This is a genomic window from Akkermansia sp. JRP_AM1 (assembly GCF_049262625.1).
Taxonomy (GTDB): Bacteria; Verrucomicrobiota; Verrucomicrobiia; order Verrucomicrobiales; family Akkermansiaceae; genus Akkermansia; species Akkermansia massiliensis.
Genome location: NZ_CP118234.1, coordinates 2,388,560 through 2,413,617, shown reverse-complemented (window position 1 = coordinate 2,413,617; position 25,058 = coordinate 2,388,560). Strand labels below are relative to the sequence as shown.

At 55.1% G+C, this 25,058-nt stretch carries 24 protein-coding genes; 5 read left to right on the top strand and 19 right to left on the bottom strand.

Annotated features, from left to right (window positions below; translation table 11 throughout):
- Positions 1 to 43: 43 nt before the first annotated feature.
- The 12 genes from PVA48_RS11530 to PVA48_RS11475 form a co-directional block, all read right to left on the bottom strand.
- On the bottom strand, positions 44 to 541 hold the full coding sequence (locus PVA48_RS11530; RefSeq protein ID WP_423231766.1) for a terminase small subunit: 498 nt from the start codon (positions 539 to 541) through the stop codon (positions 44 to 46).
- 69 nt (positions 542 to 610) lie between these two features.
- The gene (locus PVA48_RS11525) at positions 611 to 898 is read right to left on the bottom strand and encodes a MarR family transcriptional regulator (protein ID WP_423231765.1); all 288 of its coding nucleotides are present in this window, start codon (positions 896 to 898) and stop codon (positions 611 to 613) included.
- On the bottom strand, positions 895 to 1,383 hold the full coding sequence (locus tag PVA48_RS11520; RefSeq protein ID WP_215709511.1) for a DnaA ATPase domain-containing protein: 489 nt from the start codon (positions 1,381 to 1,383) through the stop codon (positions 895 to 897). Before PVA48_RS11520 ends, PVA48_RS11525 begins: the two co-directional genes overlap by 4 nt.
- Positions 1,384 to 1,514: 131 nt before the next feature.
- On the bottom strand, positions 1,515 to 2,258 hold the full coding sequence (locus PVA48_RS11515; protein WP_215709510.1) for a hypothetical protein: 744 nt from the start codon (positions 2,256 to 2,258) through the stop codon (positions 1,515 to 1,517).
- A gap of 1 nt (position 2,259) precedes the next feature.
- Positions 2,260 to 3,072: a DNA adenine methylase gene (locus tag PVA48_RS11510; RefSeq protein WP_215709509.1), complete on the bottom strand. Its 813-nt coding sequence runs from the start codon at positions 3,070 to 3,072 to the stop codon at positions 2,260 to 2,262.
- Entirely contained in the window at positions 3,069 to 3,560 is a 492-nt protein-coding gene (locus PVA48_RS11505) for a DNA N-6-adenine-methyltransferase (protein WP_215709508.1), read from the bottom strand. The genes PVA48_RS11510 and PVA48_RS11505 overlap by 4 nt, the downstream gene beginning before the upstream one ends.
- Before the next feature lie 315 nt (positions 3,561 to 3,875).
- Positions 3,876 to 4,394 (bottom strand): hypothetical protein, encoded by a 519-nt coding sequence (locus tag PVA48_RS11500; RefSeq protein ID WP_215709507.1) that lies wholly within the window; start codon positions 4,392 to 4,394, stop codon positions 3,876 to 3,878.
- The gene (locus PVA48_RS11495; RefSeq protein WP_215709506.1) at positions 4,391 to 5,557 is read right to left on the bottom strand and encodes a DUF2800 domain-containing protein; all 1,167 of its coding nucleotides are present in this window, start codon (positions 5,555 to 5,557) and stop codon (positions 4,391 to 4,393) included. Before PVA48_RS11495 ends, PVA48_RS11500 begins: the two co-directional genes overlap by 4 nt.
- Positions 5,558 to 5,576: 19 nt before the next feature.
- Positions 5,577 to 6,605, bottom strand: coding sequence for a hypothetical protein (locus PVA48_RS11490; protein WP_215709505.1), 1,029 nt, complete (start codon positions 6,603 to 6,605; stop codon positions 5,577 to 5,579).
- A 74-nt stretch (positions 6,606 to 6,679) separates the two neighbouring features.
- A complete protein-coding gene (locus PVA48_RS11485; RefSeq protein WP_215709504.1) occupies positions 6,680 to 7,117 on the bottom strand; it encodes a hypothetical protein in 438 nt (145 codons plus the stop codon).
- A 239-nt stretch (positions 7,118 to 7,356) separates the two neighbouring features.
- The gene (locus PVA48_RS11480) at positions 7,357 to 7,575 is read right to left on the bottom strand and encodes a hypothetical protein (protein WP_102731760.1); all 219 of its coding nucleotides are present in this window, start codon (positions 7,573 to 7,575) and stop codon (positions 7,357 to 7,359) included.
- A 69-nt stretch (positions 7,576 to 7,644) separates the two neighbouring features.
- Entirely contained in the window at positions 7,645 to 7,827 is a 183-nt protein-coding gene (locus tag PVA48_RS11475; RefSeq protein WP_215709503.1) for a hypothetical protein, read from the bottom strand.
- 44 nt (positions 7,828 to 7,871) lie between these two features.
- Between PVA48_RS11475 and PVA48_RS11470 the strand changes: the two genes are divergently transcribed.
- From PVA48_RS11470 to PVA48_RS11450, 5 genes are all read left to right on the top strand, one after another.
- On the top strand, positions 7,872 to 8,387 hold the full coding sequence (locus tag PVA48_RS11470; RefSeq protein WP_423231764.1) for a super-infection exclusion protein B: 516 nt from the start codon (positions 7,872 to 7,874) through the stop codon (positions 8,385 to 8,387).
- Between the two features lie 183 nt (positions 8,388 to 8,570).
- Positions 8,571 to 8,780 (top strand): hypothetical protein, encoded by a 210-nt coding sequence (locus PVA48_RS11465; RefSeq protein WP_215833354.1) that lies wholly within the window; start codon positions 8,571 to 8,573, stop codon positions 8,778 to 8,780.
- Entirely contained in the window at positions 8,768 to 9,148 is a 381-nt protein-coding gene (locus PVA48_RS11460) for a hypothetical protein (RefSeq protein ID WP_215833355.1), read from the top strand. The genes PVA48_RS11465 and PVA48_RS11460 overlap by 13 nt, the downstream gene beginning before the upstream one ends.
- A 179-nt stretch (positions 9,149 to 9,327) precedes the next feature.
- A complete protein-coding gene (locus PVA48_RS11455) occupies positions 9,328 to 9,657 on the top strand; it encodes a hypothetical protein (protein WP_215833356.1) in 330 nt (109 codons plus the stop codon).
- Between the two features lie 173 nt (positions 9,658 to 9,830).
- Entirely contained in the window at positions 9,831 to 10,631 is an 801-nt protein-coding gene (locus PVA48_RS11450; protein WP_215833357.1) for a S24 family peptidase, read from the top strand.
- Between the two features lie 119 nt (positions 10,632 to 10,750).
- On the opposite strand, the gene PVA48_RS11445 is transcribed toward PVA48_RS11450, so the two are convergent.
- From PVA48_RS11445 to PVA48_RS11415, 7 genes are read right to left on the bottom strand one after another with little or no spacing between them, the layout of a single operon-like run.
- A complete protein-coding gene (locus tag PVA48_RS11445) occupies positions 10,751 to 11,161 on the bottom strand; it encodes a hypothetical protein (RefSeq protein WP_423231763.1) in 411 nt (136 codons plus the stop codon).
- Complete coding sequence (locus tag PVA48_RS11440) at positions 11,158 to 11,757, bottom strand: hypothetical protein (protein WP_423231762.1); 600 nt, start codon at positions 11,755 to 11,757, stop codon at positions 11,158 to 11,160. Before PVA48_RS11440 ends, PVA48_RS11445 begins: the two co-directional genes overlap by 4 nt.
- A gap of 41 nt (positions 11,758 to 11,798) precedes the next feature.
- The gene (locus PVA48_RS11435; RefSeq protein WP_423231761.1) at positions 11,799 to 17,426 is read right to left on the bottom strand and encodes a hypothetical protein; all 5,628 of its coding nucleotides are present in this window, start codon (positions 17,424 to 17,426) and stop codon (positions 11,799 to 11,801) included.
- Positions 17,384 to 21,400, bottom strand: a complete 4,017-nt coding sequence (locus PVA48_RS11430; protein ID WP_423231760.1) for a hypothetical protein — start codon at positions 21,398 to 21,400, stop codon at positions 17,384 to 17,386. The genes PVA48_RS11435 and PVA48_RS11430 overlap by 43 nt, the downstream gene beginning before the upstream one ends.
- Before the next feature lie 9 nt (positions 21,401 to 21,409).
- Positions 21,410 to 24,019 carry a glucosaminidase domain-containing protein gene (locus PVA48_RS11425; RefSeq protein ID WP_215833360.1) on the bottom strand — a complete coding sequence of 870 codons (2,610 nt, stop codon included), beginning with the start codon at positions 24,017 to 24,019 and terminating at the stop codon, positions 21,410 to 21,412.
- Positions 24,016 to 24,369, bottom strand: a complete 354-nt coding sequence (locus tag PVA48_RS11420) for a hypothetical protein (protein ID WP_215709497.1) — start codon at positions 24,367 to 24,369, stop codon at positions 24,016 to 24,018. The genes PVA48_RS11425 and PVA48_RS11420 overlap by 4 nt, the downstream gene beginning before the upstream one ends.
- Positions 24,366 to 25,055 carry a hypothetical protein gene (locus tag PVA48_RS11415; protein WP_215709496.1) on the bottom strand — a complete coding sequence of 230 codons (690 nt, stop codon included), beginning with the start codon at positions 25,053 to 25,055 and terminating at the stop codon, positions 24,366 to 24,368. The genes PVA48_RS11420 and PVA48_RS11415 overlap by 4 nt, the downstream gene beginning before the upstream one ends.
- Positions 25,056 to 25,058: the final 3 nt, after the last annotated feature.

Genomic DNA, 25,058 nt, shown 5'->3' with positions numbered 1-25,058 from the left:
TTCATGAGGCAAACCCGGAAAAATCTCAAGTTGCCGAGTGTCACTACTTTTTGCCGGACTTTACGGGAGGATCAAATGGCAGGGACGCCAAAAGAATCATAAAGTTCTCTCCTGCATCTACTTTCATCTTCTCTGGTGCATAGGCTCCATCCATCTTGTTGAGCTCGGCAATGGCTGCAATTTTCGATGGCATCTTGAATTTCATGCCATTTTCATCAATGGAAGACTCTTGGCAAAGCTCTGACGTGTTGTCAATATCACCGATGGGAGTTGTCACAACGCGGGAAAGCCATTCCATGCGTTCCTGCTTGGTCAGCACGGCGGATTTATTCAACTGGGCGTTCAATTCGTCAATCATTCGCACAATTTCAGCATCTTTGGACAAACGGGAAGCCGCCTTACTTGCCGCTTCATTGCTCATGTCCTTGCGTTTGTATGCCTTACGGTATGCGTCCGCCTTGGACAATTTTGTCTCTACCAAGAGCCTTGCAAACTCCTTCTTCTTCTCCGTCGTCCTGGATTTGTTACCCTCTCTCTTCATACCAATATTTTACCCTCCTGTTTTTCGGTGTGTCGAGTTGCCGAGTGTCAACGTTTCTTGCCAGTAGCATCAACCTGCTGGCTTTGAATCCTCAACTCCATCGAGGAAATCACGCCCCTGCTTGCTCAAATAATGCACACAGGGACGTGATCCCGTCTTCACCACGTCGCCAGTCTTTGCAAGGTAATCCAGCCGATGGGATACATTGCTGGGGTCCAGATGGCACCTGTCAGCAATCTCCCGTGACGTTCTTCCCGGATGATCTCGGACCTCCATCAGGATAAGCAGTTGCGACGGCCGCACCCTCTGGCGGACAATGTTCCGCAACAGGTCTTTTCTGACTGACGACTCGTTCATTCTCCCTCCCTTCTCATGTAGCGTTCAAAGCAGTAGTCCGGCGCGTCCTCGACCCTGCATACCACGTTTTCGCCCCGGTACAGGCGGGAGGCGATACGGGCATCCAAATGTTCCCCGATATGTTTCGGCAGCAGGTTGGAGGTGAGCATCGTCCATTTCCCGAGCCGTCCGTCAACAACACGGTTCAGCGCGGACAGAATGGAAGGCGTGGTGTTCTCAGCTCCGATGTCGTCCAGAATCAGCACGTACACCTCTTTGACCAGATACTCCACGAATGCCCAGTCCCCGGAACGAAGCATGGAAACCACCTTTTGCCACTTCCAAAGCTGGATTGGAATCGTGGGGCGCTCTTTGACCAATGCAGTCCTCACGGACTCCGCCAGATGCGTCTTGCCCACCCCGGAAGCCCCCAACAGGGAAAGCCAGCGGCGCGGACGAACCTTGTTCACCACGTCGTTGATGAACCACTGTGCCTCGCGGTGCATGGCTTGAACCTCTGGGTGCACTCGCTCGTCAAAGCCGCCCATATCGTACCGTACAGGCTTGTAATTGCGGACAATCCCGTTTTGAGATGGCGCAAGGGCAACTTGCCCAGCCAAGTGTTGAATATCATCCATCATTCGTATCTCCTTCCTGCGTTGGCGTCCTTCCGTCCAGATGGACCTTGTTGCCGCCCATGCTGCACATTATTGGTTGCCCAGGAGCGGGCATACTTGCGGGCCGCCGGCTTCCAATCGGCAAGAGGAATCCCCTTGCTGTCCCGCCAGCCACGGGCGCTGAAATCATCAAAAAACGACTCTGCGCACCGTTTCAGTTCGTCTCCCTTGGGAGTCATAAGCTGGGCCGCCATGAAAAGCCGCACTTCCTCCGCACTCCGTGGGAACTGTTCTACACCCCTGTTTACAGAGCACGGCTCCGACTCCGTATACGTCTTCGTCTCCGTCTCCGTATAAGCGGTGGATTTCCGTGACTCACCGTTATTCACCGTGGATTCCCGTGAACTACCGTGACTCACTGTATTACACGGTGAATCACCGTCAGGAAGCGGGAACTTGGGCTTACTCTGTCTGCGCTGCCCGAAATTGATGATCTGCACATAATCCTTGCCCCCGACACAGTATGCCCTTACAAGCCCGGCTTCCTCCGTTTCATGGAGGCAGTCTTGAATGTCCTGGTTACTGACTTTGTCAAGGTGCAGGGGAAATAAGCGAGTCCTCAATACCGTTGGTCGAGCGTCAAACAGGCCGTAGTCATCCGCCACCAGCAAAAGCCGATGGAAGAAACACTCGGTTCGCCACGACAAAGCCGCTACCTTTTCCGAATCGAGAAACCCTTCTCGTATCATGCGTGATGTTGCCATATCAAAAAAGCGTCAGTTGGGGGTTGTAGTTGAGCCACAGGCATTCAATCTTCTTGCCGCCCTGTGTGTCGTGGGAGACCTTGCATTCTTTCCGCCAGCCGTCCAGATAGGCGGAATAAAGCTCGGAATCGTAGCCGGATAGGACAACCTTGCCTTTCAAGGTCTGGAGGAAAACAAGAAGCCGTTCATGGTCCTCTTGGTCGTACTCATGCGCGTACCTCACGCGGTTGCCGAGGGTAGATTGCACATAGGGAGGATCCACGTAATGCAGTGTATCCGGCGTATCGTACCGGGACATGACCTGCAGAGCATCCATGTTGTTGATCTCGATATTCCGGTTCCGGAGTTCGGCCGCACATTCTCGCACTACGGCCGGATATTCCCGCCATGTCTGCGGGTAGGGTGTTGTTCTCAATAGACCATTACGTTTGAACCCCGGCTTGTGAATACCTCCGCCGTAGGACATCATGGAGTTGACGGCAAAGCGGAGAGCATCTTCGACTGGATCTTCCGCGATTTCAAATGACCTGGCATAGGCTTCTTGTGCGTATGGCGTCAATTCCAACAGACTGGCCAGCCGCGCGGATTTTTCCGTATCGCGCAAAACCTCGAAGAAGTTCACCACCCGGTCATAAAGGTCGTTATAGACCTCCATCCATGCAGGCTGCTTGTTAAGCAACACAGCCCCGGAACCTCCGAACGGTTCAACATAGATTTTGTGAGGCGGGAAAAAGCTGATAATCCAGGGGGCGATTCTGTTCTTGCCTCCAAGGTATCGGGCCAGAGCCCTTTTCCGTGGTGCTCTAGTGTTCATAATACAGCCACCTTTCCATGCCCCTGATTCTGCAATGTGTACAACAGGGGCGCTTCTTGGTTATCCCACGCCACAAGGCAACTCGGAGCGTTGGGCTGGTTGCCGGGCGTTTCTCCGTCCGGGCGGCAAAAGCGGATGCGGCCTTTCCAGAGGAACAGATACCGGGCACGGTGCAACACACACCGCTGAAACCAGCGCGTGTCCGACCTCATGAAAATGAGCGCCAGCCCTCCGCCCTGGTGCATACTCATGCGCTCCATGAACGCTTCTGCTTCATTCCCATAAGGAGGGTTAAGCCATACGCGCCCCTCCCATGGCATCAGAAGGCCGTTATCCTCCACGGTGTAGTTAACACGGGCACAATCCCACGGGCGCACAGTAGCGGCGCAGGGGTCCACATCAAAATGCCCCAGCAGATCCAATACGTAGCGCGGAGTGAGCCAGACGTTCGTGGTTTTCTCGGTTTTTGGAGTGTTAAACGTGTTCATTCTCCCTCCTTTCTCGGCTCCCAGTTATTGGGAATTTCGTCGTCAATACCTGTGCAACAAAAACAAGGGGAACCAGATTTCATGTCGCGATGAAGGTGCATGCAATTTTTGCAATTTCGCTCCTTTAAAGACATCCACGCCCTGCACGCGGCCCGCTTCCGCCATGTGTCGCGGATAAGTGCATTTAATCCGCACATGTTGCGTTGCATATGCCAAAAGGAAAGCCCCATATCGGGCACATCCGCGAAATACTTTTTGCTTCTGTGGGCTTTAAGCCAGCCGCGGGAGCGCCCATACTCAAACCAGGCTTTCTGCTCAGGCGTCATTTTCTTCCTCCTTGGTAGGGGTCCAATCACGACAGCAGTTTTTTAGATCGCTTATGATTCCGTGGGTGTAGCAAAAATAATCACCTTCGTTCATTTCACAGTTTGCACACGATTTTTTGAATGGGAACCTCCTTTCAAACACAATTTTTACCTGCCCTGCCTTCGCCAAGTCATGCACACGGTCAATCCCCGCACAATCCAGCGTCCTGTCGTCAATCCCCATGGCCTTGCAGGCTCCGTCCAGGTACGCTTTGCAGCGGGCAAGGCAGTTGTCCGCGTCCGGCTTGTTGCCCTTGAAGTACCAGATCACCCGGTAATGCGTCGGCTGCATCTTGTGGCCCTTCAGGGCTTCCTGCGTCACGGCACCGGCCATTGTTCGGGCGCGGCGCTTGGCAGACGTCTTCTTGTAGCCGGCCACAATGGCCCCCCTCTGCGTGAGAGGGGCCTTGGCGTTGGGCGACAGGCAGCGCGGCGTATGGGGCAAGGTAATGGTCAGCGTGGTCATCATGCCGCACCTCCCCCTATCTCCTTCACGGAGCCATCAGAGACTTTCACTTCTGCGCACCCTGCAAGCGTCTTCCGCAGCCAATCCTTGGACTCGGCTACCTTGGCGCCAGCATCCGCGGCCTTCCGCACGGAATGCACCAGCTTATCCAGGTCGGTAATCCCCACCTTGCAGCAGGACGTGAACGCCGGTGCCGTGATGCCATCGGGGAACAAACCGTTGAGGATTTGAAAGGCCGCCGCGGCATCCGTGATCGTAAACGCCTTCTTGCCGGGGGCCAGAACCAGCCCGGGAATATCCACTTCGGCTTTCAGATCCGCCTTCACTTTACCTTCCACGGAAGCCGCCCACTTCTTCGCCAGCTTGGCGAGGTCATAAGCTTCCCGACGCTTTTCGGGGGTCCACTGCTCCCAGGCAGCCGTTAAATCCCCGGACGTGACGTTCACCAGGGCCAGAGACACTGCCGGGCAGGAAGACTGGGCCCGGCAATACCGGCAAGCCTTCTCGCTGGGTTTCAGCGGAGCGTGTTCGTCCTGCGCCAGCTTGATGCAGGTTTGGAAAAACGCCCGTGCCTGCTCCACGCTCTCGCGAGTGTACCGGCACACGGCAGGTTCCTTCCGGCTCGCATAAGGCTGCAAAATGCAAACAAACACCTCATCTATCATTTCAAATTCAGGCAACCTGTAGCCACACTTGGAATCTGCCACCAGCACGGCCAGGGCGCTCAACTGCAAATTGCACTCGGCAGCCGCCACCGGCAGGTGGCCAAACTTGTAATCAATCACCAGCGCTCTGCGGCCCCAGTAAACTACCAGATCAGGCTTCCCGGAAAACATTCCATCCTTTTCAAAATACCGCACTTCGCGCATGAACTGTTCTCTCAACAAATCCTTGCTGAAATCCGACATTTCCAGGTACTTCTCACACAGGGAAATTTCCGTCTCGCGGCACCAAGCCACGGCTTCGGCGTCCTCCGGGTCCTCCGGCATTGTCCCTTGCTCCATGTGGACATGCAGCATGGTTCCCAGGGCGGCATCATCGCTCTCTTCGTCCACCGGGCACTTCCTTTCTGCATTCCAGCTTCCGGGGCAGAGGAAAAGCCTCTGCATCCCGCTGGCGCTGGGCAGCCCCTGCCGTTCGTCCTCGATGATCTCTGTATCAAACATAAGGTCAGTAAGTCAGGGGTTAATGTTCAAAAGTGCCAAAGGAGGGCGCATCCTCCGGTACATCCAGGCCGGGAATACCGTCTTCCGGCGCCGGAGCGGTTACAGGCGGCGGGGCCTGCGTCGTCTTGGGGGCCGCCTTGGGAGCGGGAGCAGATACAGGAGTCTTCGGCAGGTCGGGTTTCCTGGCGGGCTGGTCGTCATCCGGGAACACTTCCTTCACCCGCACCATACCATCAACAATGCCGTTATAAATATTGCTTAAATCTCGCAATTCATTTACGGTCATTTCTTCAAGCTTGTGCCCCAATTTGGTTTCGAGCAGGGCGCGCGTCACTCCATAAGCTAAAAAATTAGCTTCCAGGGATCGGAGAATATCAGCCTTATCACGCTTAAATCCACTCTCCTGCGTATTTTTTACGGCTTCCAGCGCTTCATCAGTCAACCAGCCGGGAAGTACCTGCAAGATGCAGGCGCGGATGCGGCGAGAAGCCATATTGGCGCACAGTTCGTAAACATCCCGTTCGTTATCAAGGGCGACACGCAGCATTTTTCCAGTCTTTTTCCCTTTGGAATCAGTCTCATTCTTATCGCGGGTATGAGGTACAGAGAAAGCAATTTCCCGGCGAACATTGGTCTCCTTGTCAAAACAATAGGCAAGACATTCGGACACATTGCAGCCGTTTCCATCTGCTCCCTTCGGGTCCCAATGGCGGGCAACTTCCTTCCATCCGGCTTCCGCATTGCCCCATGCGCCAATCAGCGCTTCCGCCAAGCGGATGCTAGGGCCCGTCACGGTCGTATTTCCGCGGGGATAGGAATAAGTGGCGGATTGCGCCAACTTCGGTTGAGCACAAGCCTGTTTCATTCTCAAGGTCACTTCAGCTAAATCCCGCGGAAACTGCTTGGCGATCCAAATGGAAGCCAGCACGGAAGTAACGGCTGCATTGCTTGTCATGGCAGCCAGGGCTCCGCCACTGGCGGGAGCCTGAACGGCAAAAGGATTGCCTGGTGCTTGATTGGTGAGTTCGTTTGTTGTATTCGTATTCACGTTATTAGTATTCTATTGGGTTAGTTATTGATAACAGGCCGGGGACCAGTTGGCGCTGGCCCCGGCCAACTGAATCAGTCTTGGCATTCCTCGCATTCGCAGCCCGCGATTCCGAGCATGTCTGCAATGGGATTTAAGCCAGCTCTCCTGTGGGCTTCCTTAAAAGCAAGCTTCACTCCCAAAGAAATAGTTTCGGGATTGCCGGAGAAACAAATTCCGGAGGCTTCCAAGTAGCCACGAGCCGCAAGCCATTCCGTACTTTTTGCGCCGGCCATTTTCGTAACAGCTTTGCAGGTAGAAGTCCTGCTGTTCACACTTTCACCCTTCTCAATCTTGATATGCAGAATGACAGGGGTCTTACACTGATTCACAAGCTCTTCCAGGCGGTTATACGCTTCTTCAATCATATCCACGGTGACGGGTGCTTGTTCGGCTACTGGATCGCAGCAGCATGCTTCGTCTGACGTGCAGGGCCAGGGCTGCGTATTCTTTTCTTCGGTGGTATTATCCATTGTATTGGTTTTCTATTGGTTATTGCTTTCCTCGAACCTCGAGGGGCGGGACGGTTTTGCGAAGCCGTCAAAAGCTTTCGGGCAGTCGGGCGTGAATCCGGAATGCGGACTCTTCCCCGCCTGTAGTTCGTTGTTGTCCATTTCCACGATGAGCCACGCTGTACCGGCAATGAGCAAACCACAGGCACCGCCAGCAATCAGGCGGCATGTACCAATGGCCAAGGCTCGAAGTAACGCCTTCATTTGCTCATTCCTCCTTCTCCATATTCCCGCAGGAGCGCTCTTCGGAACTGCTTGCCGTGCACCTTCATCTTGCCCTGCTTGCCCCAGTACAGGACCTCAATCACATGCCCCTTGTCCTTCAACTCATGGACGGTCTTCTTGATCACATCCCGGTCGGAATCGTACAGGAGAGCAAGAGTCTTGCAGTCGTAAAATTCTGTTTCAGGGTAGGTCATAGTATTTCATTAGGTTACAGTTCGTGCCAGCCGAGTAGCTTGAGCACATCAATCAGTTCGGGTTCCAGGTCAGTCATGGTGTCCGTCAGGGTTGTCCGTCGTGGCGTGATCCCGTTCGTACTGCACCAGGGCGTTTTCGAGGGCCGCCACTGCGGTTTCGTGCTCCGCCATCAGCTTTTCAGCGTCTGCGTGGCTCACGGCTACGTCGTCCACGCGGATGCAGCGGTCTTCGGTGTCGTATTCGATAATCATTGTTAGAATTGAATGGTTCCTGGTTATCGGGTACACTCTTGTGCATGGATTGGCACCCGTTCATTCAGCAGGCTCTCAAACTGCTCGGCAGTAAAAAGCTCGCAGCCATCATCTGCGTAACCTGGGTACTTCTCCACATCGCGACTGCATGCCCTTCTCAATTCGTCCAGCTCACGGCATTCTGCCAAAAAAACATGTACATGCTGGACCTGATCGCTTTGTTTAGTACTGCCTGTCTCATTGTTTCCTCCTTCACAATGGGGTGCAGATACCTCAACCCCCATTTGAGCAAGTTCTACCTCAAAAGAACGGCAGTAAAAAAAATAAAGCGCATCCTCAAAGCTCCGGAAAGCGATGACTATAAACTTCTCATGGCTCTTCACAAAACTCCCAATACGCATCTTAACGTCTATGATCCACTTGTTAAAAACCTGCGTTCCTACTGCGTCATCTGCAGGACAGGGGATGCCCTCCTTAGTGACAATCTCGTAACTTACAGAGGCCCTTTCGACCTTACTCACTTTGCCAGGCAATACATGAATACGCATTGCAGGCATTAACTGATAAAAGGTCTCCGGATTCTCTTCTCGGAACATCATCAGGTCTGTTCTTGTAAGAGGCCTATTCATGCCGCGGGCTTCTTGGGTTCGGGGTTCTTCTTCTGGGCTGAGGGAAGCCCGCGCCTTTTGAGAATGTCAAGGAAGGCGTCTTCCGGAGCCTTCCCGGATTCAACGCACTCTTGGATGAGTGCCTTGCTTGCCGCCTTGTCTGCGGCAATTTTTTCGATGGGGATTTTGATTTCGATCATGGCTGTAAATCGTGTTTCTGGTTTCTGTATTACGAAAAAAAATGTATCTGTCAACGATATTATTCAAAATATTTTGTATAACGCTCGCAAAAAGGACTTGCAGATTACTAAAAATCTCGTATTGTTAAGGGCATGGACGCCCTAAAGCAGGAGATTCAGGAATGGCTCAAAGTGACCGGGAAAAGCAGGAAGTGGTTAGCAGATCAGCTTTTTGTTGACAAACGAACTGTGGACGCATGGCTTTCTACTGCTGGTAAAATTCCTCCTGCCAAAGCGGAGTTGATTAAAAAGCTGATGGAGCCATTGTCTCCAGGCGTGACTGGTGAATGCCGTGGTGCCCTGGACCTTGTTCTGAAACTGGACGCTGAAACCTACGGTCAATTTGCTGCCTGGGCTGCGCAAAGCGGATTTGAACCTACGGCGGACGGTATTGCCAAATGGGCGGTGCAGGTGGCTCACATGGCAGGGGAACAGGGCTCCCGGTCTCCGCGCAAAACACAGGACGCAGACTAAGGCTCTTTCATAGCCAGGTATGTGGTGGTGTTGGGTTGTTATCTTCATAACTTGGTTTTTTATTGGATTGCGAAAACATTTTTTCTCTCATATCTAACAAAAGTCAATAAATATTTCCCATTGGAGAAAATATCCAAGAAAAGCCTTGCCAAGATTTCCTGTATGCGAAAAATGCACGTATGGATGACCTCAAGGCTAAAATCAGGGTATTTCTGAAAGACACCCGCATGACTCGGGAAGAACTGGCGCACCGCTGTGCTGTCAAAAAAGGCATGATAGACAAATGGCTGTCTACAGTCCCTATCCCCGCTGACAAGCAACGGCTGCTGGACAACCTCATTGATAGCCACTACGCCAAAGTATACAGGGAAACAGACGTCCATATCAGAGTATCTAATGAGCGTTACCGGCTTATCCAGATTGAGGCGGCCAGACGGGGTCTGACGACAGAGGAATGGCTTGATGCTACGCTGCATCTTCACACGACTATGCCGTACCGTAGGCAATAGTTTTCCACTATTAAAAAGTCCGCTATGGTGGTTGTTTGTTTTCACATTTTCTCAGAGTTGGTGAACTCAAAGTAATAAAAAGATGACTTCTAATCAAGAGGGAAAGTTGTTTTTTATTACCTTTCCCCATAATAGATTGACATTTAGTCATAAAAATATTACTCTTGTTTCATATGAAGCAAGACCTCGCAGAAGTGAAAAGCTGGCTCAAGTCCCAAAAAAAACATTACTCATGGCTTGCCGAACAATGCCACGTTTCAGAAGGGGCGGTCAAAAACTGGTTTTCTAAGGGACACATTCCCACAGCTAAGTTCCTTTTCATTCAACGCCTAATGAATGAAGTAAGTGGGAGAAACCCTATTTCAGGTATCACAATTGATTTCACGGATGAAGAATGGGAAGCTATTTCTAAGATACTGGCTTCCAGTAAGCAAACCTTCATCCAGTTTGTTAATCAGGCTCTTGCAAACGCCGCTCAGGAGTATTTCCAAAACGCAATCAAAGAAAAAGTGGTCTCCCTTAAGCAGTTTTCCCCGGTTGATTCATTGCCAGCTGTGGCCACCATAAATAACCAAAGTTACTCTCTGAACGTGATTGGCAATATCGCCGCCGGCGGCCTACAGGCAGGAGACACTGTTCCCTATGCTATCAAATCAACGCGGCCGCTTGGTAAAAATGAATACATACTGCGAGTAGAAGGCAAGAGTATGGAACCGATCATCATGGACGGCTCCCTGGTTGTAATGCGTAAGCACACTATACCGCCCATCCCCAAGGTCGGAACCATTGTCGAATATTATGATGAACGGGGAGTCACTCTCAAAAAGCTGGTCCGGAAAAAGAATCCGGAAACAGGGAAGCTGGAGTACACCCTGCACCCACTCAATCCGGAGTTTGGCGACATCGAGCCGATGGACGGCGGGAAGATATCCGGCGTGTACGTGGAGACCCTCGACAAGTGGGAAAAGGCGTAAATACCGAAATAATGATAAACGTGTTGCAATTTGTATCTTTTATGGTATATTACACACCTTTACGTTAGATTGCTTCGCCCCTTGGCCTTCGGGCCAGGGGGCTTTTTTATGAAATGGCATTATTGCGCTTTCTTCAAATCTAATAGTTGTACTTGTTGCTTATAATCTTCCCATATATCAGCCAGTGCGTGATATGTTGTTTCATATTCAGGAATAGGTTTCGCCTGCATAATCCAATAGCAATAAGGATAGTCTAAAAATTTATCTCCAAGTATAACTTTAACTACAAAAACGCCTGCAACATCTCGATGCTTTTCAAAGAATTTTGTTTCATCTTTCCATAGATTGCGTGGCTTTAGAGCGTCTAAAGCTACTGCGTCAAGCATGGCTTTCTTCTTTTCATCAGTTTTAATATGATATTTTATTTCTGTAACTATTTCACGAATTGCTTTCTCCTTGAAAGTGCTTCCAAATTGGCGATATGCGCCAGACTGAATATCCAGCCATGCCTGCCCAGGGTTATTCTTCACGACACTTTTAAAATGCAACATAAGAGCTTCAGAAGGAGATTCCGTATTGTACTTTTCTTGCTTAATACGCCTCCATACATCATTAATACGTCTTTTGTGAGCATTTCGCACTTTGTTTGAAAAGTCATTCCAAACAGCACGAAAATTTCTTTAGAGTTATTGAATATAGGAGCTTCCTTTCCTTGGCCCTTCCAATAAAGCCATGGATATTTAATGTTCTCTACTCCAAATAAAGCAGTGAATACGCCTATTCCTAAATCATATTCTTCGTCAGGCGTGGCTGGGGCCTGGTAGCCTTCCGCCTTCACCAGCCTTTTGGATTCGTCATCGGCGTCATCCCCCAGGGCCAATGCTGAAAATACCTTCAGGCGGCTTTCATCGGGCCTGAACTCCGGAAGCTTCCGAGAACTCGGCGCCTGTCCCCAATCCTGCAAGGAAGGGGAAGCGGTATTCTCCTGTAAATGGTCAAGGGAATCGGGAAGCAGGTTGGAATGCTTCGCATCCTGCGCCAGTGGGAAAAAGTCTGTCAAAGGACGATCTATTCCGTGGGATAAAGTAGTAAAAAGTATGGAAAAAGTGTAGAGCAAAGCGCGCATGGTAAACTCTACATACACCGTACACTCCTTAATATTCAATCTTATTCCGCCAACTTGAACCCAGGTTTGGATAAATTCGCCACTCCAGCCACGGACAGTAGCCAGGAGGCCACGGAATCAACCGCCTTGTTTCGGCTCCCGGTGCCCGCTCCGGCCACATAGGCGGCTGCCTTGGCATCCAGCAGAATCAATTCCGCCCAATCGGCAAACGTCATCTTCTTGTCTCCGGTGACAGTCTTCCACGTATTCCTAGCCGCCCGGTGAATCGCGGAATAATCAATCACTCCGGATGCGGTGCCCACGTAAATGCGCTGGCCAGTCGCCTGCTTGTAGCCAAACTCCACCGCCGCGCCCAGCATCGGCACGCCACCAATCATGGCAACGGGAGCCCCCAGCATGGCACCAAACCATCCTCCGTTCTTCTCCCACTCGTCCTCGTCATCCAGCAGGGCATGCCACAGGGCAATCACCGTCTGTTCGGCAACGGACATCACACCATATAGAGCAAGAGCCTGCCCCCAATTCCCGGCGCTCACATGGGACACGATCATCCCGACCTTATTCAGCACCTCGGAACTCATGAAACAGGCCATCTTCGCAAACAGGCTGGTGGAAGTCCCCAGCATGCTCTTCTGGCTTTGCGTCAGCGGCTGGGCCACCAGCTCCAGCGCCCTGGTCACGCTCTGCATGCACAAGGCGTGCATCTCTTCCTCCGTCATCGGGGAGCCGGTCCTTCTACCGGCCTCCTCCAGCTCGGCCCACTTTGCATTATACAGGGCAGCCATGGACACGGCATTGCTCCACACGTCCATCTTCTCAATAGCCCTCATGCCGGCCATGGAAAACCGAATCGCTCCGGTGTAATTCTGGTCGGAAGCATACCCCATCAACTGGCTCACCAGCTCCGCCTGCGCGTCATTGGATCTCGCCCGGAAAGCCTCCGTCTTCATCATCTCAAACACACCCATGCGTCCGGTCATGGACATCGTCTGCCCCAGATGCAGCAGGAAACTACCCATGCCCACCTCCCCGGCAAACATCCCGTGCATCAGGCCGCTTGTCTGCTTGATCATCGTCAGCACGTTCCAGGCCAGAAGAGCCACCGCCTTGGCGCTCTGGAAGCGGCTCGTCGCCTGGGCCCCGGCCAGCAGGGCACCCCCCTCCATCACTCCGGCCCCGTCGATCACGTCCAGCCAGTGCCGCAGCGAATCAATCCCGTGGCGTCCCATATGCTCCTTCAAGGACGCTGCCGCCTCCTTGTCCGCCAGGATGCCGCGCCAGCGGGAAGTAATATCCGCCGTGCAAATATAATTCTCCACCTCGGCGCTCGCTGCCTGGAACACGGCCTCGCAATCCATATTCCAGGCCAGGTGTAAATTGTGCTTCCGCCTGGGAATCAGCATCCCGTACTTCGCCCCGCCGGCCACGGCATTCGTCTGCTCCCCGAAGGACGCCTTCGTATCAAGCTTGTGGTCCGCCCGGAACACGGCCCGGAAATAATTCTCCACCGCGGGGAAGGGAACCCCCTCCCGCTCCTCATACACGCGGGCCAGCAGCTTTCCCTGCCGGTTCATCAGCTCCCGCAGACCATAGCCGAACGCCAGCCCTTCGGCGCCAACAAACTCGCGCAGGCGGGCAACCTCCGCTTCTCCAATGCCTTCATTCCGCATCGTCTCCACGTACTCGGCCTGCTCATAAAGTAAAATGGCATACATCGCCTGGGCACGGGAAACCTTCAACGTCTCTCCCTTCCTGCCCGGACGGACTACCTCCGCCTTCGCCGTAATATTCTTCCTTCTCCTGGCCCGTCCGTCTCCGGCCTTCACCAGTTCGTCCAGCTCGGCAAGCTGTCGGCGCATCTCCGGAATAAGCGCTTCCGGCACGGATGCCTTATCGTCGGAAAGCCCCCGGTCATTGTACTCCTTCTCGATTGCCCTGCGGCGCTCCTCCCTCTCTTCAAAAGACAGACCAACCCACTCGCGGGCCTCGGCGATCCTCACCGTGCGCTCCACCTTCACCAGCGGATTCAACACCACGCCGGAATCCCCGGTCTTCTTGAAATCAGAAAGAACTCTTGCCACGTCCCTGGTGCGTTGAACGCCAAAACACCGCTTGACCAGGGCCGTCACCTCCCGGTCCCGGGTATGCTTCATATTCCTCAACGCCACATTTGCTTCGGCAATCGCAGTAACCTCGGCATGCGCCAGAGCGCGCAGGGCGGGAATCTTCCTCCATCCATTCAACATCTGGGAATAGGACTGCAAGCCGTACTTCAGGTACTTGGCTACCTTCGTCTTCGTGGACGCCTTCGCATCCTCTTCCGCGTCACGCCCTCCCTGGGGCGTGGCCTGCCCAAGCCCTTCCACAATCTTCTCGGCCTTGAACTTCGTCCGCCGCCTCTCCTCGTCCAGCCTGGCGGACCAGGCTGTCCGCCCCGTCGTAATAAACAGGGCAAGGGCGCGCACGCAGGCGCGCGTCTGCTCCAGTCCCATCCCGGCCAAATGCCCGAACGTGTGCCAATCCTTCAATTCCAGCTCGGCCGCATCCCGTTCCTCTTCGGTGGACTGGTTGCTGGAAAGCACGCCCTCCAGCTCCAGCATCCGCTTCTCCTTCGCCTCCTGGTCCGTATTCATCATGGCGACTATCCCGTGCAGATGCCTGTAATCCTCCGCGCTCAACTTGCCCTTGTTAAACTTCCCGCTGGCCTTCTTCGTCGGCTGCACGGCCTTGATGCGGGCAACCATCTCCGTCCGCATCTGGTCGATGGCATACCGGTCCGCCTGTTCCAGCGTGCGGGCCAGCAGCTTGTCGATCACGGCATCCATGCGCTCGCTGGTATCGTCCATCAGCGTCTCCTTCTTCAGCTCATCGGAAAGCCATGTCTGTCCGTCCTCCAGACGGGTGGCAAGATTCTCGGCGGCTTTCATGTAGGGATAAAGGCCGAACCTGTACCCCTCCGGCAACGTCTTGTAAATGGACGCCACCACGGCCATCACCTTCCCGAAAGCCTCCGCTCCGTCGCCTGGCTTCAACTTGTTGGACGCACAAACCCGGCGCCATGTCTCCAGTGCTTTTGCCGTCTGGCTGCACAGCACCTCCAGACGGTTCTTCCGCGCTTCCCGTTCCAGCGTCACCCAAATACTCTCTTCTGTAGCAAGAGAGAAAGTTGCCTCCGGATCTGTGTAACCCTTCCACGCGCCACCCGTACTTTCATCCGCAAACTCCGTGATCTTGATGTCATTCTCGTCAAAAATCACATAGTTATACGTCTGTTGCAACTTTCCGCGGGATAGACTGTCTGCGTATTTAATCCCTTTGATTCCGGCCTCCAGCAAAGCAAGACTCGCCTCCTTTTTAGCATCCTGTTTAGTATCATCCCCTCCATCCCAGAAAGCGTCAACCAGCGCGACATAAATACCCTTGCCGCTTACATCCTCGCCACGGGCACCGGCCACATTTCTGGCATATTCAACGGCGTACCTCACCGCCTCCACCGGAGAGGAACTCAACAACTCTTCAATGTCGCGTTCCATGTACTCCCAGCCCAGCAAACTACCCTCATCAACATTCAGTTCTACTCGGTAGTTGGACGGACTGCCAGCAGCAACTTCTATTTCATCCAGATGGTCAACCAAAAACTGACAAACTACATTTTCTGCATCGTTCAGGTTTTTCGTATCGGGGTAATTTTTCGTATAATTCTCATTAACGCGTATATCCTCCCTCAATTTATCCTTAATGGCATCTATCTTCTTCTTGTCTCCTCTGGCATCAGATAAATCGCCAAGAACGGCATACACCGTATCTAGTGCACTATCCATAGCTACACGACTGATATTCTCCGGAAGTTTGATTCTATCGCGTAATCCTCGTGCCATATCATCCACGTTGGAAGCCTCCAAATCCTTGAACCTCCATGTCGCCACATCCTGCGCAAACTGGTTCATGTAGGCTTTATTTACCTCCTGATGCTCTGCAAAATACAGCCCCCATCCATACGCCTGTGCTCCCTCGCCTCTCCCCATTTCCTCCGTGGTGAACTTCCGAAAAGAATAAGGGGAGGCATGCAGGGCGGTAATGGAAAACGTCACACCCGGTTCTGTAATAACTGCATTTCCTGCTTCCAGATGCCCATCCCGGAACAGACCCTGCTCCTGCGCATTCGCGATAGAGAAAGACACAATCGCCTCACCAGGATATTCCAGTGTTTCATTGAACGGCTTTGACTCCCTGCGTTCTCCGTCCCACAGGATACGCCTCTGCACATTCCGACTCTCAATCTCACCAGCGGAACGCGCATAGCCATCAAGGCTCCCACTCTCATCCAGGCTACTCCCTCTGGCAAAGCCTTCAATATCCTGAATGGCGTGCTGAACCTCATGCAAAAGAGTGGAAAGCTGCGTCCCTATCGGCCCGATGTGGGCCAGATTGATCGCAATGGAGCGTTCTTCGGAATCATAATAACCACGGGCTGAATCCTTTCTATTCTTGTACGCCAAAATATACATCTTCCGCAAAGATGGATAAGCCTCATACAGCTCATCAAAATTCAGTACATCCTCAAGGCGCCCGCGCCATACGGGATTCTTCCTGTACCCCATTCCCTTGGACCACTCATCAAACATGCTCAAGAACGAAAAACCCTCCGGAGTCTTCAAGCTTGCCTGACTCGCATCAATCTCCGCCCGCATCTTGCCGTCGTCACGCCCTTCAAAAGCACGGTTGGTGTACTTGATCCATGTCTTGGCATTCGAACCAACCACGGAAAACGTTGCCGGAACAATGGCGCCGTCGTCAAACCGGCATTCCACTTCATTCACGTTGACAACCTTGGCCCCTTGTGGTAAGGAAGAAACATCTCCCCCGCCAGCGGATTGGGACGGCAGAGCGGCCTTGCTTGCTGATCCTGGACCTAGGCGCGCGGTGCCGCTATTCGCGTTTGCAGGTTGTCGCTCTGCAAGGGGGAGCTTCTTTCCGAGTGGCTTCTTGCCCTGCCGCACTGGATAAGCCGAGACAATGGAATAAAACCCGTCCTTCCGGTCCAATTGCAGTAGCATCCATGAAGAAGGCTGCCTGCCCTTGACCAGTAGCTCACGACCGGGCGCCACCTCGTAAAGCTCGCTCACATTCGTCAGAATGGAACTGATATAGCGTTCCGGGGAACGGTCTTGCCAGAAAGAAAACCCGCGGGAAGCCAGGATATGGGTCAGTCCATAACCGCGGTGTTCCCCAACATCGGACCCCACCAGCAGCCGCACCGGCATGGCGGGCTGCCCCTTACGACGCGGAACCACAAACCAATCAGGACTTCCGTCTTCCCGGGTGACGAACGTCTCCGGCCCCAGGACAGATCCGGAACTGTCCATGGCAACCACGGAAAACGTCGCCCCGGAAACGGGCACATGCTCGAACGGATTCACTTCACTCGTGCCGTCCCAGGCAAGGGCGCGGTCATGAAGGCGCAGCGCCGGGTCATGGGATTGCCATGCCCCCTTGGCTCTTTCCAAATCATGAATGGCCGCATTCAAGTCTGCGTCCGTCTCCAGACGGATGCCCATCCTGCCCGCCAAATCCTTCCGCCGGCTGATTCCTCTGGACTTCTTCAGGAGGGACAGGCGTTCGGTAATCAGGGCAATCCCCGGGCCGTAAAGCGGGCTACCTTCTCGCAATCCTCCTGCCAGGACGTATCGTTGCCGAATAGATCAAACGCCTCACCCTCCCGGGACTTCTCCGCAGCCACCCGGTCAGCCTCCTTCACATAGGCTGCCACGTAATCCCACGACTTCCCCTTCTCGCGCAACTGCATGGCAAGCATCTGCCCCGCCTCCATTCCGGACAAGTGGCATACCTTCCATGCTTCGTTATCCGTAATCACCCCGTTTTTCAGGCGGGTAAACACTTCATCTCCGGCGAGGGTGGCAATATCCCAGCCCATCACATTGGCCGACCCGGGGCGCAAATACCCCTGCGCCTCCATCTCCTCCCGGCTCATTCCGGAATTCCTGACAAAAAAGGCCACTTCCAGCGCGGACGCCTGGCCGTCCAGCATATTCTGGCCGACGTCGTGCATCTTTGCCCAGGTGGCGTCATGCGTCTCATCTTCCTGATACACATAGGCCGGAATAAACTCCACCCCGTCGCGTGCGGCCAGATCAAACCGGTGCCGTCCGGTAATCACATGCAGGGCTCCATCCCTGCGCCGCCAGACGGAAATGGGCTGGGCATCTTCCCGGAACCGTCCCTGGAGTTCGCGCCCCTTCACGGCTCCGCGTTCATTATGATCTCCCTGCTTGAACTGTTCCACGTCCGGAGCCAGGGCCAGGGAATCCACCCGCACCTGGGCAAACACGCAATCCGGCGCCACCCGCACAAACGCATGGTCGCGGAACCCAGCGCCAGCCTCTTCATCGTGTTCGGCCTCTTCTCCCACCCCTTCTAGGGCGCCTCCGGCATCCTCCACCAGTGGAGCGGGGGATGCTGGATTCCCGGTAATGCCAGTCACGGGATCCGTTCCCGCCTCCTCTTCCGCGGTATCTTCCACATCCTCCGCGGCATCCATCTGCGCCATGGACTCTTCCAGCGCCTCCAGCTCACCCAGCGTCATCGTGAAATCCCCCGGAGCCCTGCGGGAAGCAAGGTCCGCGTGCACCATCTCCACATCCAGCCCCTGCGCGGCATCCATCCGCGCCTGGCGGAAAACGCTCTCCGTACTCACGCCCACAGCTTTTAGAGCGTCTGCCAAACCTCCATGTTCTTCCATGAACTTCTTTCCCTCGTCTGTAGCTGCAAACTCATTCCATTGTTCTCCAACGCGCATGATGCGGGCGGAATCCTCCAGATTTTTCAGAGCGAACTCTGCGGTGTCCTTCACCCACTGGGGCACGGGCAGGTTCTCAATATCCGCCAGAGAGGAAGACAGGGACAGGCTGGAAAAACTCTCCACCACGTCCGAGGCATCATGCGCAGGACCTTCATACGTCCCCAGACTCACGCCATACCTTCCCAGCACGGCGTCCGCCGCCTGCAAATGCTCCCACAAATCCTGCCAGTCCTTCCCGGTCAGGTTCATGTAATGGACCAGGGCGGACTCCTGCACATCCTCCATCACGTTGGCTGTCCGGGCATGGCCTCCGGCGTAAAGCAGCAGGGAACTTCCCGGGTCGGCCGCCATCGTGAACCGGTGGGCGGCGCTGGCCGCCGTCGTGCCGCTCCTGATCTCCTCGGACCTTTCCCTCGTTATCTCACCGGAACGCACCCCCTGCTCAAGACGCCTCTCAAAAGCCGCCGCCAAATCGGCAATAGAACCAAGCTGTACTTTCCCCATCACTTCGGCATCCGTCCTGCTTCTGGCCTCCTGGAGGGACACGCCCTCTTCCCGGACAATCGCGTCAATCCGTGCTTGGGCACGGGCGGCTACATCCATGAACCCGGGAACGGTCATCCCTCCGGTTTCGGCCGCCGCTCTTCGGTACTCCGCAGGCGCTTCCTCGGAAAGCATATCCAGCGTCTCAATAAAATCCATCTTCCCGGCTTCTGAAACGACGGCATTCCCAAGCACGGCATCCTGCATCATGCGAACCCCATTCAGATAGGCTCCTTGCAGCACTACTTGAACAAGAGCATCCGTCTGCTCCTCGCTCATCTCCACGGTCCTGTCTTCCTCCATCTCCACGCCGTTCACTACAGCGCCCTCCCGCAAGCTCACTTCGTACCTGTCCGTTCCCTCCAGCTTGCGGATGCGGCCAATGTGGGCCTTCTCCAGCACCTTGTCCAGAGCGCCGGACATCTGGTACAGCCGGGCCTCCTGCCGGTCCGCCAGCTCGGCGCCGGCCTTCTGCGCCCGTTCGGCGGCTCCTTCGGGATCCTTCAAAATATCAGTCTCGAAATAACGTTGGGCCAGAGCCGCCTTGTGCTCCACGGTGGAAAAAGACGCCATCTCTTCGGCGTGCTTCTTCGTGTACCCGGCCAGCTGGGCCTGCTGGGCATCCGTCACGAACGCCGCCACCTCCTGCTTCATCCTCGGAGCGTGGCCGGCGGCCATGGCCGCCACAAACAACGCGCACCCGCCGGACTGCTCCACATCCCCCATTGCCTGAAGCACGGGCCCCACCACCTCGAAATCCTTCGGCTTCACCTCCATTCCCGTCATCCCGGACAACTTCCGGGCCGTCCACTCGAACACCTCTCCAGCCAGGGGTTCCGCTCCCATTTCTTCCACGTAGGCAAATGCCGGGGCAGAAAGCATCTTGCCGGTTCTCGTCCCGGCAAAAAACGTGCGCCCCGGTACCTTCGCGGCCAGTCTTGCAAGAGTGCCGGTGCCCGTCTTGGTCAGCAGCTTGTTGATGGCGCCCATGCGCCCAAACACGGAAAACACCCCGAACCCTTTTTCTTCCACCGTATTCCGCAGTCCGTTAATAGTCACATCCACCAGGGAATCCCCGTTGCGGGCGGCGGTATTCCCGGCATGCCCCATATCTCCGGCCATGGCCAGGGCCCAGCCTCCGGGAGCCATATAGGAAAGGCTCTGCCCGGTAATATTCCCGGATCCATTGATCGCCTTGACATACCAGGACGCATCGGGACTCGTGCCTCGCATCCGCTGGCCGAACTCGTGCATGATGTCCTGCATCGTATTCAGCGCCCCGCGTCTTTGCTCGTAACGGTCGTAGAGCTGCCTTTGCCCATCAAACGTCCCCTTCATGCCCAGTGCGGATGCCACGGTGTTGGAATACAGGTTCTCCATGCCTTCCATGCCCGGCGCATCACGCACGGCTTGGACCGTTTTGATGCCCAGGCTTTCCACGCCGCGTACTGTATCGGCAAAGCTCCCGTACAAATTGCGCCAGAAAGAAGTGGAGTCTGTTTGGCTCTCCTGAACCTTCCGGTCAACCGCGGTCATCAGCAGCCTCAACGCCTGCTGGTCCAGCACCTCATTTCCGTTGACATTCACCGTCAGCAGATCGGCCATGTCCAGAGCGTCGGAACGCCAGACATCCTCAAACCCGCGCCTCTCGACAAAAGCATACGCCCGCCGCGCCCGCATGATGGAATCGGCAGCCTCCTGCGGCCTCTCGGCATACTTCAACAAATCAGCAGGACACGCATCCCAGTTGCCTTCCTTCCCGGCTACGCAATCCACCATCCGGCGGGAAATTTCTTCCTGTTCCTGCTGGACTCTTTTCACCCGTTCCTTGTAGGCGGCATCCTCCACGCGTGTTCTCTCGGAAAAATCCTGCCACACAGCGCGGTGGGCACCCCCCATATCCTTGAACCGCGGCGCTTCCTTGCCTTGCCGGGCCCAATACAAATACGGGTCGGCGGCTTGGTCCAGACCAAACAGCGAAACGCACACATCCAGCCCCAGGCATGCTTCTTCGTCCGGCGTGGCCGGGGCTTGGTAGCCTTCCGCCTTCACCAGCCTTTTGGATTCGTCATCGGCGTCATCCCCCAGGGCCAATGCTGAAAATACCTTCAGGCGGCTTTCATCGGGCCTGAACTCCGGAAGCTTCCGAGAACTCGGCGCCTGTCCCCAATCCTGCAAGGAAGGGGAAGCGGTATTCTCCTGTAAATGGTCAAGGGAATCGGGAAGCAGGTTGGAATGCTTCGCATCCTGCGCCAGTGGGAAAAAGTCTGTTTCAAACATAGTAATTAGTTAAGCTTTAAGTTGGAAATAATATTCGGAAACTCCCTTCACCCAGTGGGAATTCAGTCCTCTGGGGTCATTGGACGCTCCGGGCGGGGCGTACTTCTTGCCGATGGCGGCAATCGTCGTCAGCCCCTGGCCCAGATAATTGCGGGCGAGCTGCCGGGCCATGTAGTCAATACCGGCCTCGACCGTCTCAAATGACCGCGGACCTCCACCGTTCGGACTCACGCCCATGGCGTTTTTCTTATTCCGGAAAGCGGAGCTGGTTCCGTTGCCCGTTTCATGGATGGCAATAGCCATCAGCAAATCAGGGTCCACGCCGTACTTCTCCCCGGCCCGCCGGAAGGCGGACTCGTACTGCTGAAGAGCCGGGGAAAGAACCTGGGCGGCCTTCTGCGGGGAGGAAACGGGCTGGTTCAGCACATCGGCCGCCCCCTGCTGCGGAGCATAAAGACTCTCCTGGTCCTCGTGAAGCTGTCGGGCATACGCGGTGGCATCCTCCGGAGAATCGAACACGCCCAGGTGTTTACCCGTCTTCTTGAACTGCTTCACGGCATCGTCTTCGGAAAGAACCTTGCCGTCCTCGGAAACGGTAGGAATCAGGTACTCCTTCCCGTCCATCTCCACGGAAATGGAACGCACTGTGCTGATGGAGCCGTCGGCATGGCGGACGACGGGGCGGGCGCTCAAATCAATATTGCCGGGCTCGATCATGCCGGGCACCTCTTCGGGGGCGAAACGGACGGTCGCATTCCCCTTGTCTCCTGCGAGCATGATCAGGCGGTTGCCGTACTCGTCGCCGGAAAGCTCAATTCCCCTGTTGGGGCCTTCGTAAAACCCTACCACCGGAACCTCATTATAGGCTTTGGACTGGTCCATGGTGGCTTTCAGGCAGGGGCGGCTTCCATACTTCTGGACAAGCTTCTGGTACATCTCCCTGGGCACATAGGCCCCGGCGCGCCTGCCAGCCACAAAGGACATGGGCACGGCCAGGGGAGCGCTGTCTTTCCCGACCTCCACCTGCGGCGTGTAGGGAACCTGATTCTCCTGGTAGTCCTTCCACTCCTTGTTCTTCCGGTCGATGAAATCCTGCCCTGAATCCGGTTCCCTCTCTCTGGTATCTCCTACCTGTGCTTCGCTGTCGAAAGCGCGTGAAATCTCCCTGGACTTATCTACGATACTCAAATTCTTCTGCTGATCGTATTCGTTCAGATCCTTGGCCTTCTCGGCGGCAAGCAGGAAAATCTGCATCCGGTCATCATGAATGCTCGCTTCAGGATTCCGTTCTCGCCAATATGCCATCTGGACGCGGACATGTTCCTCAATCTGGCTTTCCACCAAATTTCTGGCAGCCTCCTTCTCCTGAATCTTCTTTCGGTCGCCTTTCTTGTACGCATCCTCAACAGATGCGGACCTGTTCGGGATATACGCCCCGTCCGGAATATGGCGCAGCACCAGCCCGATGTCATTCCTGCGGGCTCCCTTGGCGGCATCCAGCCGGGAATCCAGCTTATCCATCACCACGGCGCGGATGTATTCCTCATTTCCATCATAAGCGCCAAGCTTGGACCACTTCTGTATGGTTCGGGTGGCAATCTGTCTTGCCTCATCCCGGTCCTTGGGGACAGGCAGTTTATCCAGCTCCATGCTGAAAGCTCCCCGTATCTCCACCTTGTCCTGTTCCGTGATCCGGCCTCCGTTCTTTTGAGCATTGCGGGCCCACTTCCACATCTGTTCGGTGGCTCCGTTGGGAAGCTGTTTTTTCAGGGCGTCAATATTCTTCTCCTGAATATTGCGGCGGTCCTCTGCGGTTAGAGGGGCGGGTGTAGCTATATCGGCCAGCCGGCGGCGTATCTCGCGTTTGGCCCGGTCCAGGTCAAGAGGATTCAGGTCATTGTAGAGCCCCTTGTTGACGGAAGACGCTGCATGAACAGGGTCGGCGGCAACGCTGGAAAACAAGGCCGTCTTTAAATTCTCCTGTTGCTTTTCATATCTGACCTTGCTCCCTTTAACACGCAGAAGTTCTGCTTTTTCAGGGGAAATGGTGTTGGAGTGCTCTGCATTTGAAATGGAAGACTCATACCCACCCCAATCTTCCTTCTCTTCGGCCAGCTTCAAATTGGTATCAAAAGCCTGCCTGGCAACACTCAACTGGTGCTTGGCAGCCAGCCCCCAATAGCGTTCCGGCAGACTCGCCTTCACGGACTCCATCATACCCCGTGCCTTGATGGCGCTCTCCGGGTTGAAAAACGTCCCGCCCAAATTCTCAATCCGCTGTCCGAACTTGTAAGCCAGATCATCCAGACGTCCCTTGATAATGGAGCCATCCTTGTCAAAAACACTATCCTTGGTCCCTGGAGCGTAGGAAAGCAACTTGGAAAACTCGGCGTCGGACTCGTCCCGTATGCGGCGTAGCTCTACCTCCTGCCGTTGCATCTCTCCGAAATCGGAAATCCTGGAAAACGCCTCGGCGCTTCCCTGCAAGCCCTGTTCGGCCTTGTGGATGGAGGCGCCCAGCATTTGACCCTGGTCCCCGTTGGCGGCATTAGCCGCAGTTCCGGGGTTCGCTTTGGCCGCCTGCAGGGACGGCCCTCCGTATAAAGGAATCTCTTTCATCGTTTCGTGTTATTGGTAAGTTGATCAATGGGAAAAACATGCACCTTCGGGCCGCGCAAAAAACGCTGCCAGGCCACATGCGTGAACCCTCTCCCGGCAAACTGCCGAGCCAGGCGGGCCAGTTCCCGCGGCTTCCCGGCGGCCCACCATACAAACAGGCACCCTTCCGGAAGTGGAGGAACCTCTTCGGGAGGGAAACTCAACTCTTCCAGCTGGTCGGCAGGCAGGGCCAGGCACACTTCATCCGGGGAAACAAACGCCAGCCCCAGGGAAGCGCAATCTTTCACATCCGTCCACAAATCCCGGCCCACCTCCGCATAAGCGGTCACGGTCGCATCAAAAGCATTCATAATCCCATGCTCCGGTAAGGATTCCACTTCTGTGTATAGTTATAAAAACTGAAATCACTCTTGGCCGGACTCGCCGCCCAGGCCCCTAGCTCCATCATGCCCAGGCGCGGGTCTGCCGTGGAACCGGGAAACACGCTGCCGGCCAGCCCTCCCAGGTTAAACCCGGCAAAAGCTCCCTGCGCGGCTGTCGTGGAACCGAACGCTCCCATCCCGGCGCCAATGCCTCCGGCCAGCGCGCCCAACCCCTGAATCCCCGTGGAAACCAGGGCTCCATTCGCCGCGGACCTGTAAGCCGCCGCCTGGTTCTGCGCACTCACCAACGTGGCGTCTCCCTCCCAGCGCTGCATGGCCGCCTCATGGCGCTTGTTCTGGTCATTGATAGCCGCCCCCAGGGACATATCGGAAATCTGTTTTTCCAAAATCTCTGCGGTCGTAAGCTCCGCCTGCAGTCCGCTTCCCTCCGTCGTCAGGCCGGACGCCCCGCGGGCGGCGCGCACCGAAGCAGTGGCGGCCGTCTGGTTGCGCCTGGCCGTAGCCATATTCTCGGCAGTGAGACGCAGAGCGGAAGCGGACTCGGCTTCCGTATTGGCTGCGTTCACGTAAGCGGCATCCCTCGCCGCACGTCCCTGCGCCAGGGCGCTCTTCGCGTTGCCCTTATTCGTCGCGTATGAACCAATGCTTCCCATAAC

What these genes read in the sequence shown, in the direction of transcription:
- PVA48_RS11530 (WP_423231766.1), bottom strand. Translation starts at nt 541, where the DNA reads ATGAAGAGAGAGGGTAACAAATCCAGGACGACGGAGAAGAAGAAGGAG.
- PVA48_RS11525 (WP_423231765.1), bottom strand. Translation starts at nt 898, where the DNA reads ATGAACGAGTCGTCAGTCAGAAAAGACCTGTTGCGGAACATTGTCCGC.
- PVA48_RS11520 (WP_215709511.1), bottom strand. Translation starts at nt 1,383, where the DNA reads ATGCACCGCGAGGCACAGTGGTTCATCAACGACGTGGTGAACAAGGTT.
- PVA48_RS11515 (WP_215709510.1), bottom strand. Translation starts at nt 2,258, where the DNA reads ATGGCAACATCACGCATGATACGAGAAGGGTTTCTCGATTCGGAAAAG.
- PVA48_RS11510 (WP_215709509.1), bottom strand. Translation starts at nt 3,072, where the DNA reads ATGAACACTAGAGCACCACGGAAAAGGGCTCTGGCCCGATACCTTGGA.
- PVA48_RS11505 (WP_215709508.1), bottom strand. Translation starts at nt 3,560, where the DNA reads ATGAACACGTTTAACACTCCAAAAACCGAGAAAACCACGAACGTCTGG.
- PVA48_RS11500 (WP_215709507.1), bottom strand. Translation starts at nt 4,394, where the DNA reads ATGATGACCACGCTGACCATTACCTTGCCCCATACGCCGCGCTGCCTG.
- PVA48_RS11495 (WP_215709506.1), bottom strand. Translation starts at nt 5,557, where the DNA reads ATGTTTGATACAGAGATCATCGAGGACGAACGGCAGGGGCTGCCCAGC.
- PVA48_RS11485 (WP_215709504.1), bottom strand. Translation starts at nt 7,117, where the DNA reads ATGGATAATACCACCGAAGAAAAGAATACGCAGCCCTGGCCCTGCACG.
- PVA48_RS11480 (WP_102731760.1), bottom strand. Translation starts at nt 7,575, where the DNA reads ATGACCTACCCTGAAACAGAATTTTACGACTGCAAGACTCTTGCTCTC.
- PVA48_RS11475 (WP_215709503.1), bottom strand. Translation starts at nt 7,827, where the DNA reads ATGATTATCGAATACGACACCGAAGACCGCTGCATCCGCGTGGACGAC.
- PVA48_RS11470 (WP_423231764.1), top strand. Translation starts at nt 7,872, where the DNA reads ATGGATTGGCACCCGTTCATTCAGCAGGCTCTCAAACTGCTCGGCAGT.
- PVA48_RS11465 (WP_215833354.1), top strand. Translation starts at nt 8,571, where the DNA reads ATGAGTGCCTTGCTTGCCGCCTTGTCTGCGGCAATTTTTTCGATGGGG.
- PVA48_RS11460 (WP_215833355.1), top strand. Translation starts at nt 8,768, where the DNA reads ATGGACGCCCTAAAGCAGGAGATTCAGGAATGGCTCAAAGTGACCGGG.
- PVA48_RS11455 (WP_215833356.1), top strand. Translation starts at nt 9,328, where the DNA reads ATGGATGACCTCAAGGCTAAAATCAGGGTATTTCTGAAAGACACCCGC.
- PVA48_RS11450 (WP_215833357.1), top strand. Translation starts at nt 9,831, where the DNA reads ATGAAGCAAGACCTCGCAGAAGTGAAAAGCTGGCTCAAGTCCCAAAAA.
- PVA48_RS11440 (WP_423231762.1), bottom strand. Translation starts at nt 11,757, where the DNA reads ATGCGCGCTTTGCTCTACACTTTTTCCATACTTTTTACTACTTTATCC.
- PVA48_RS11430 (WP_423231760.1), bottom strand. Translation starts at nt 21,400, where the DNA reads ATGTTTGAAACAGACTTTTTCCCACTGGCGCAGGATGCGAAGCATTCC.
- PVA48_RS11425 (WP_215833360.1), bottom strand. Translation starts at nt 24,019, where the DNA reads ATGAAAGAGATTCCTTTATACGGAGGGCCGTCCCTGCAGGCGGCCAAA.
- PVA48_RS11420 (WP_215709497.1), bottom strand. Translation starts at nt 24,369, where the DNA reads ATGAATGCTTTTGATGCGACCGTGACCGCTTATGCGGAGGTGGGCCGG.
- PVA48_RS11415 (WP_215709496.1), bottom strand. Translation starts at nt 25,055, where the DNA reads ATGGGAAGCATTGGTTCATACGCGACGAATAAGGGCAACGCGAAGAGC.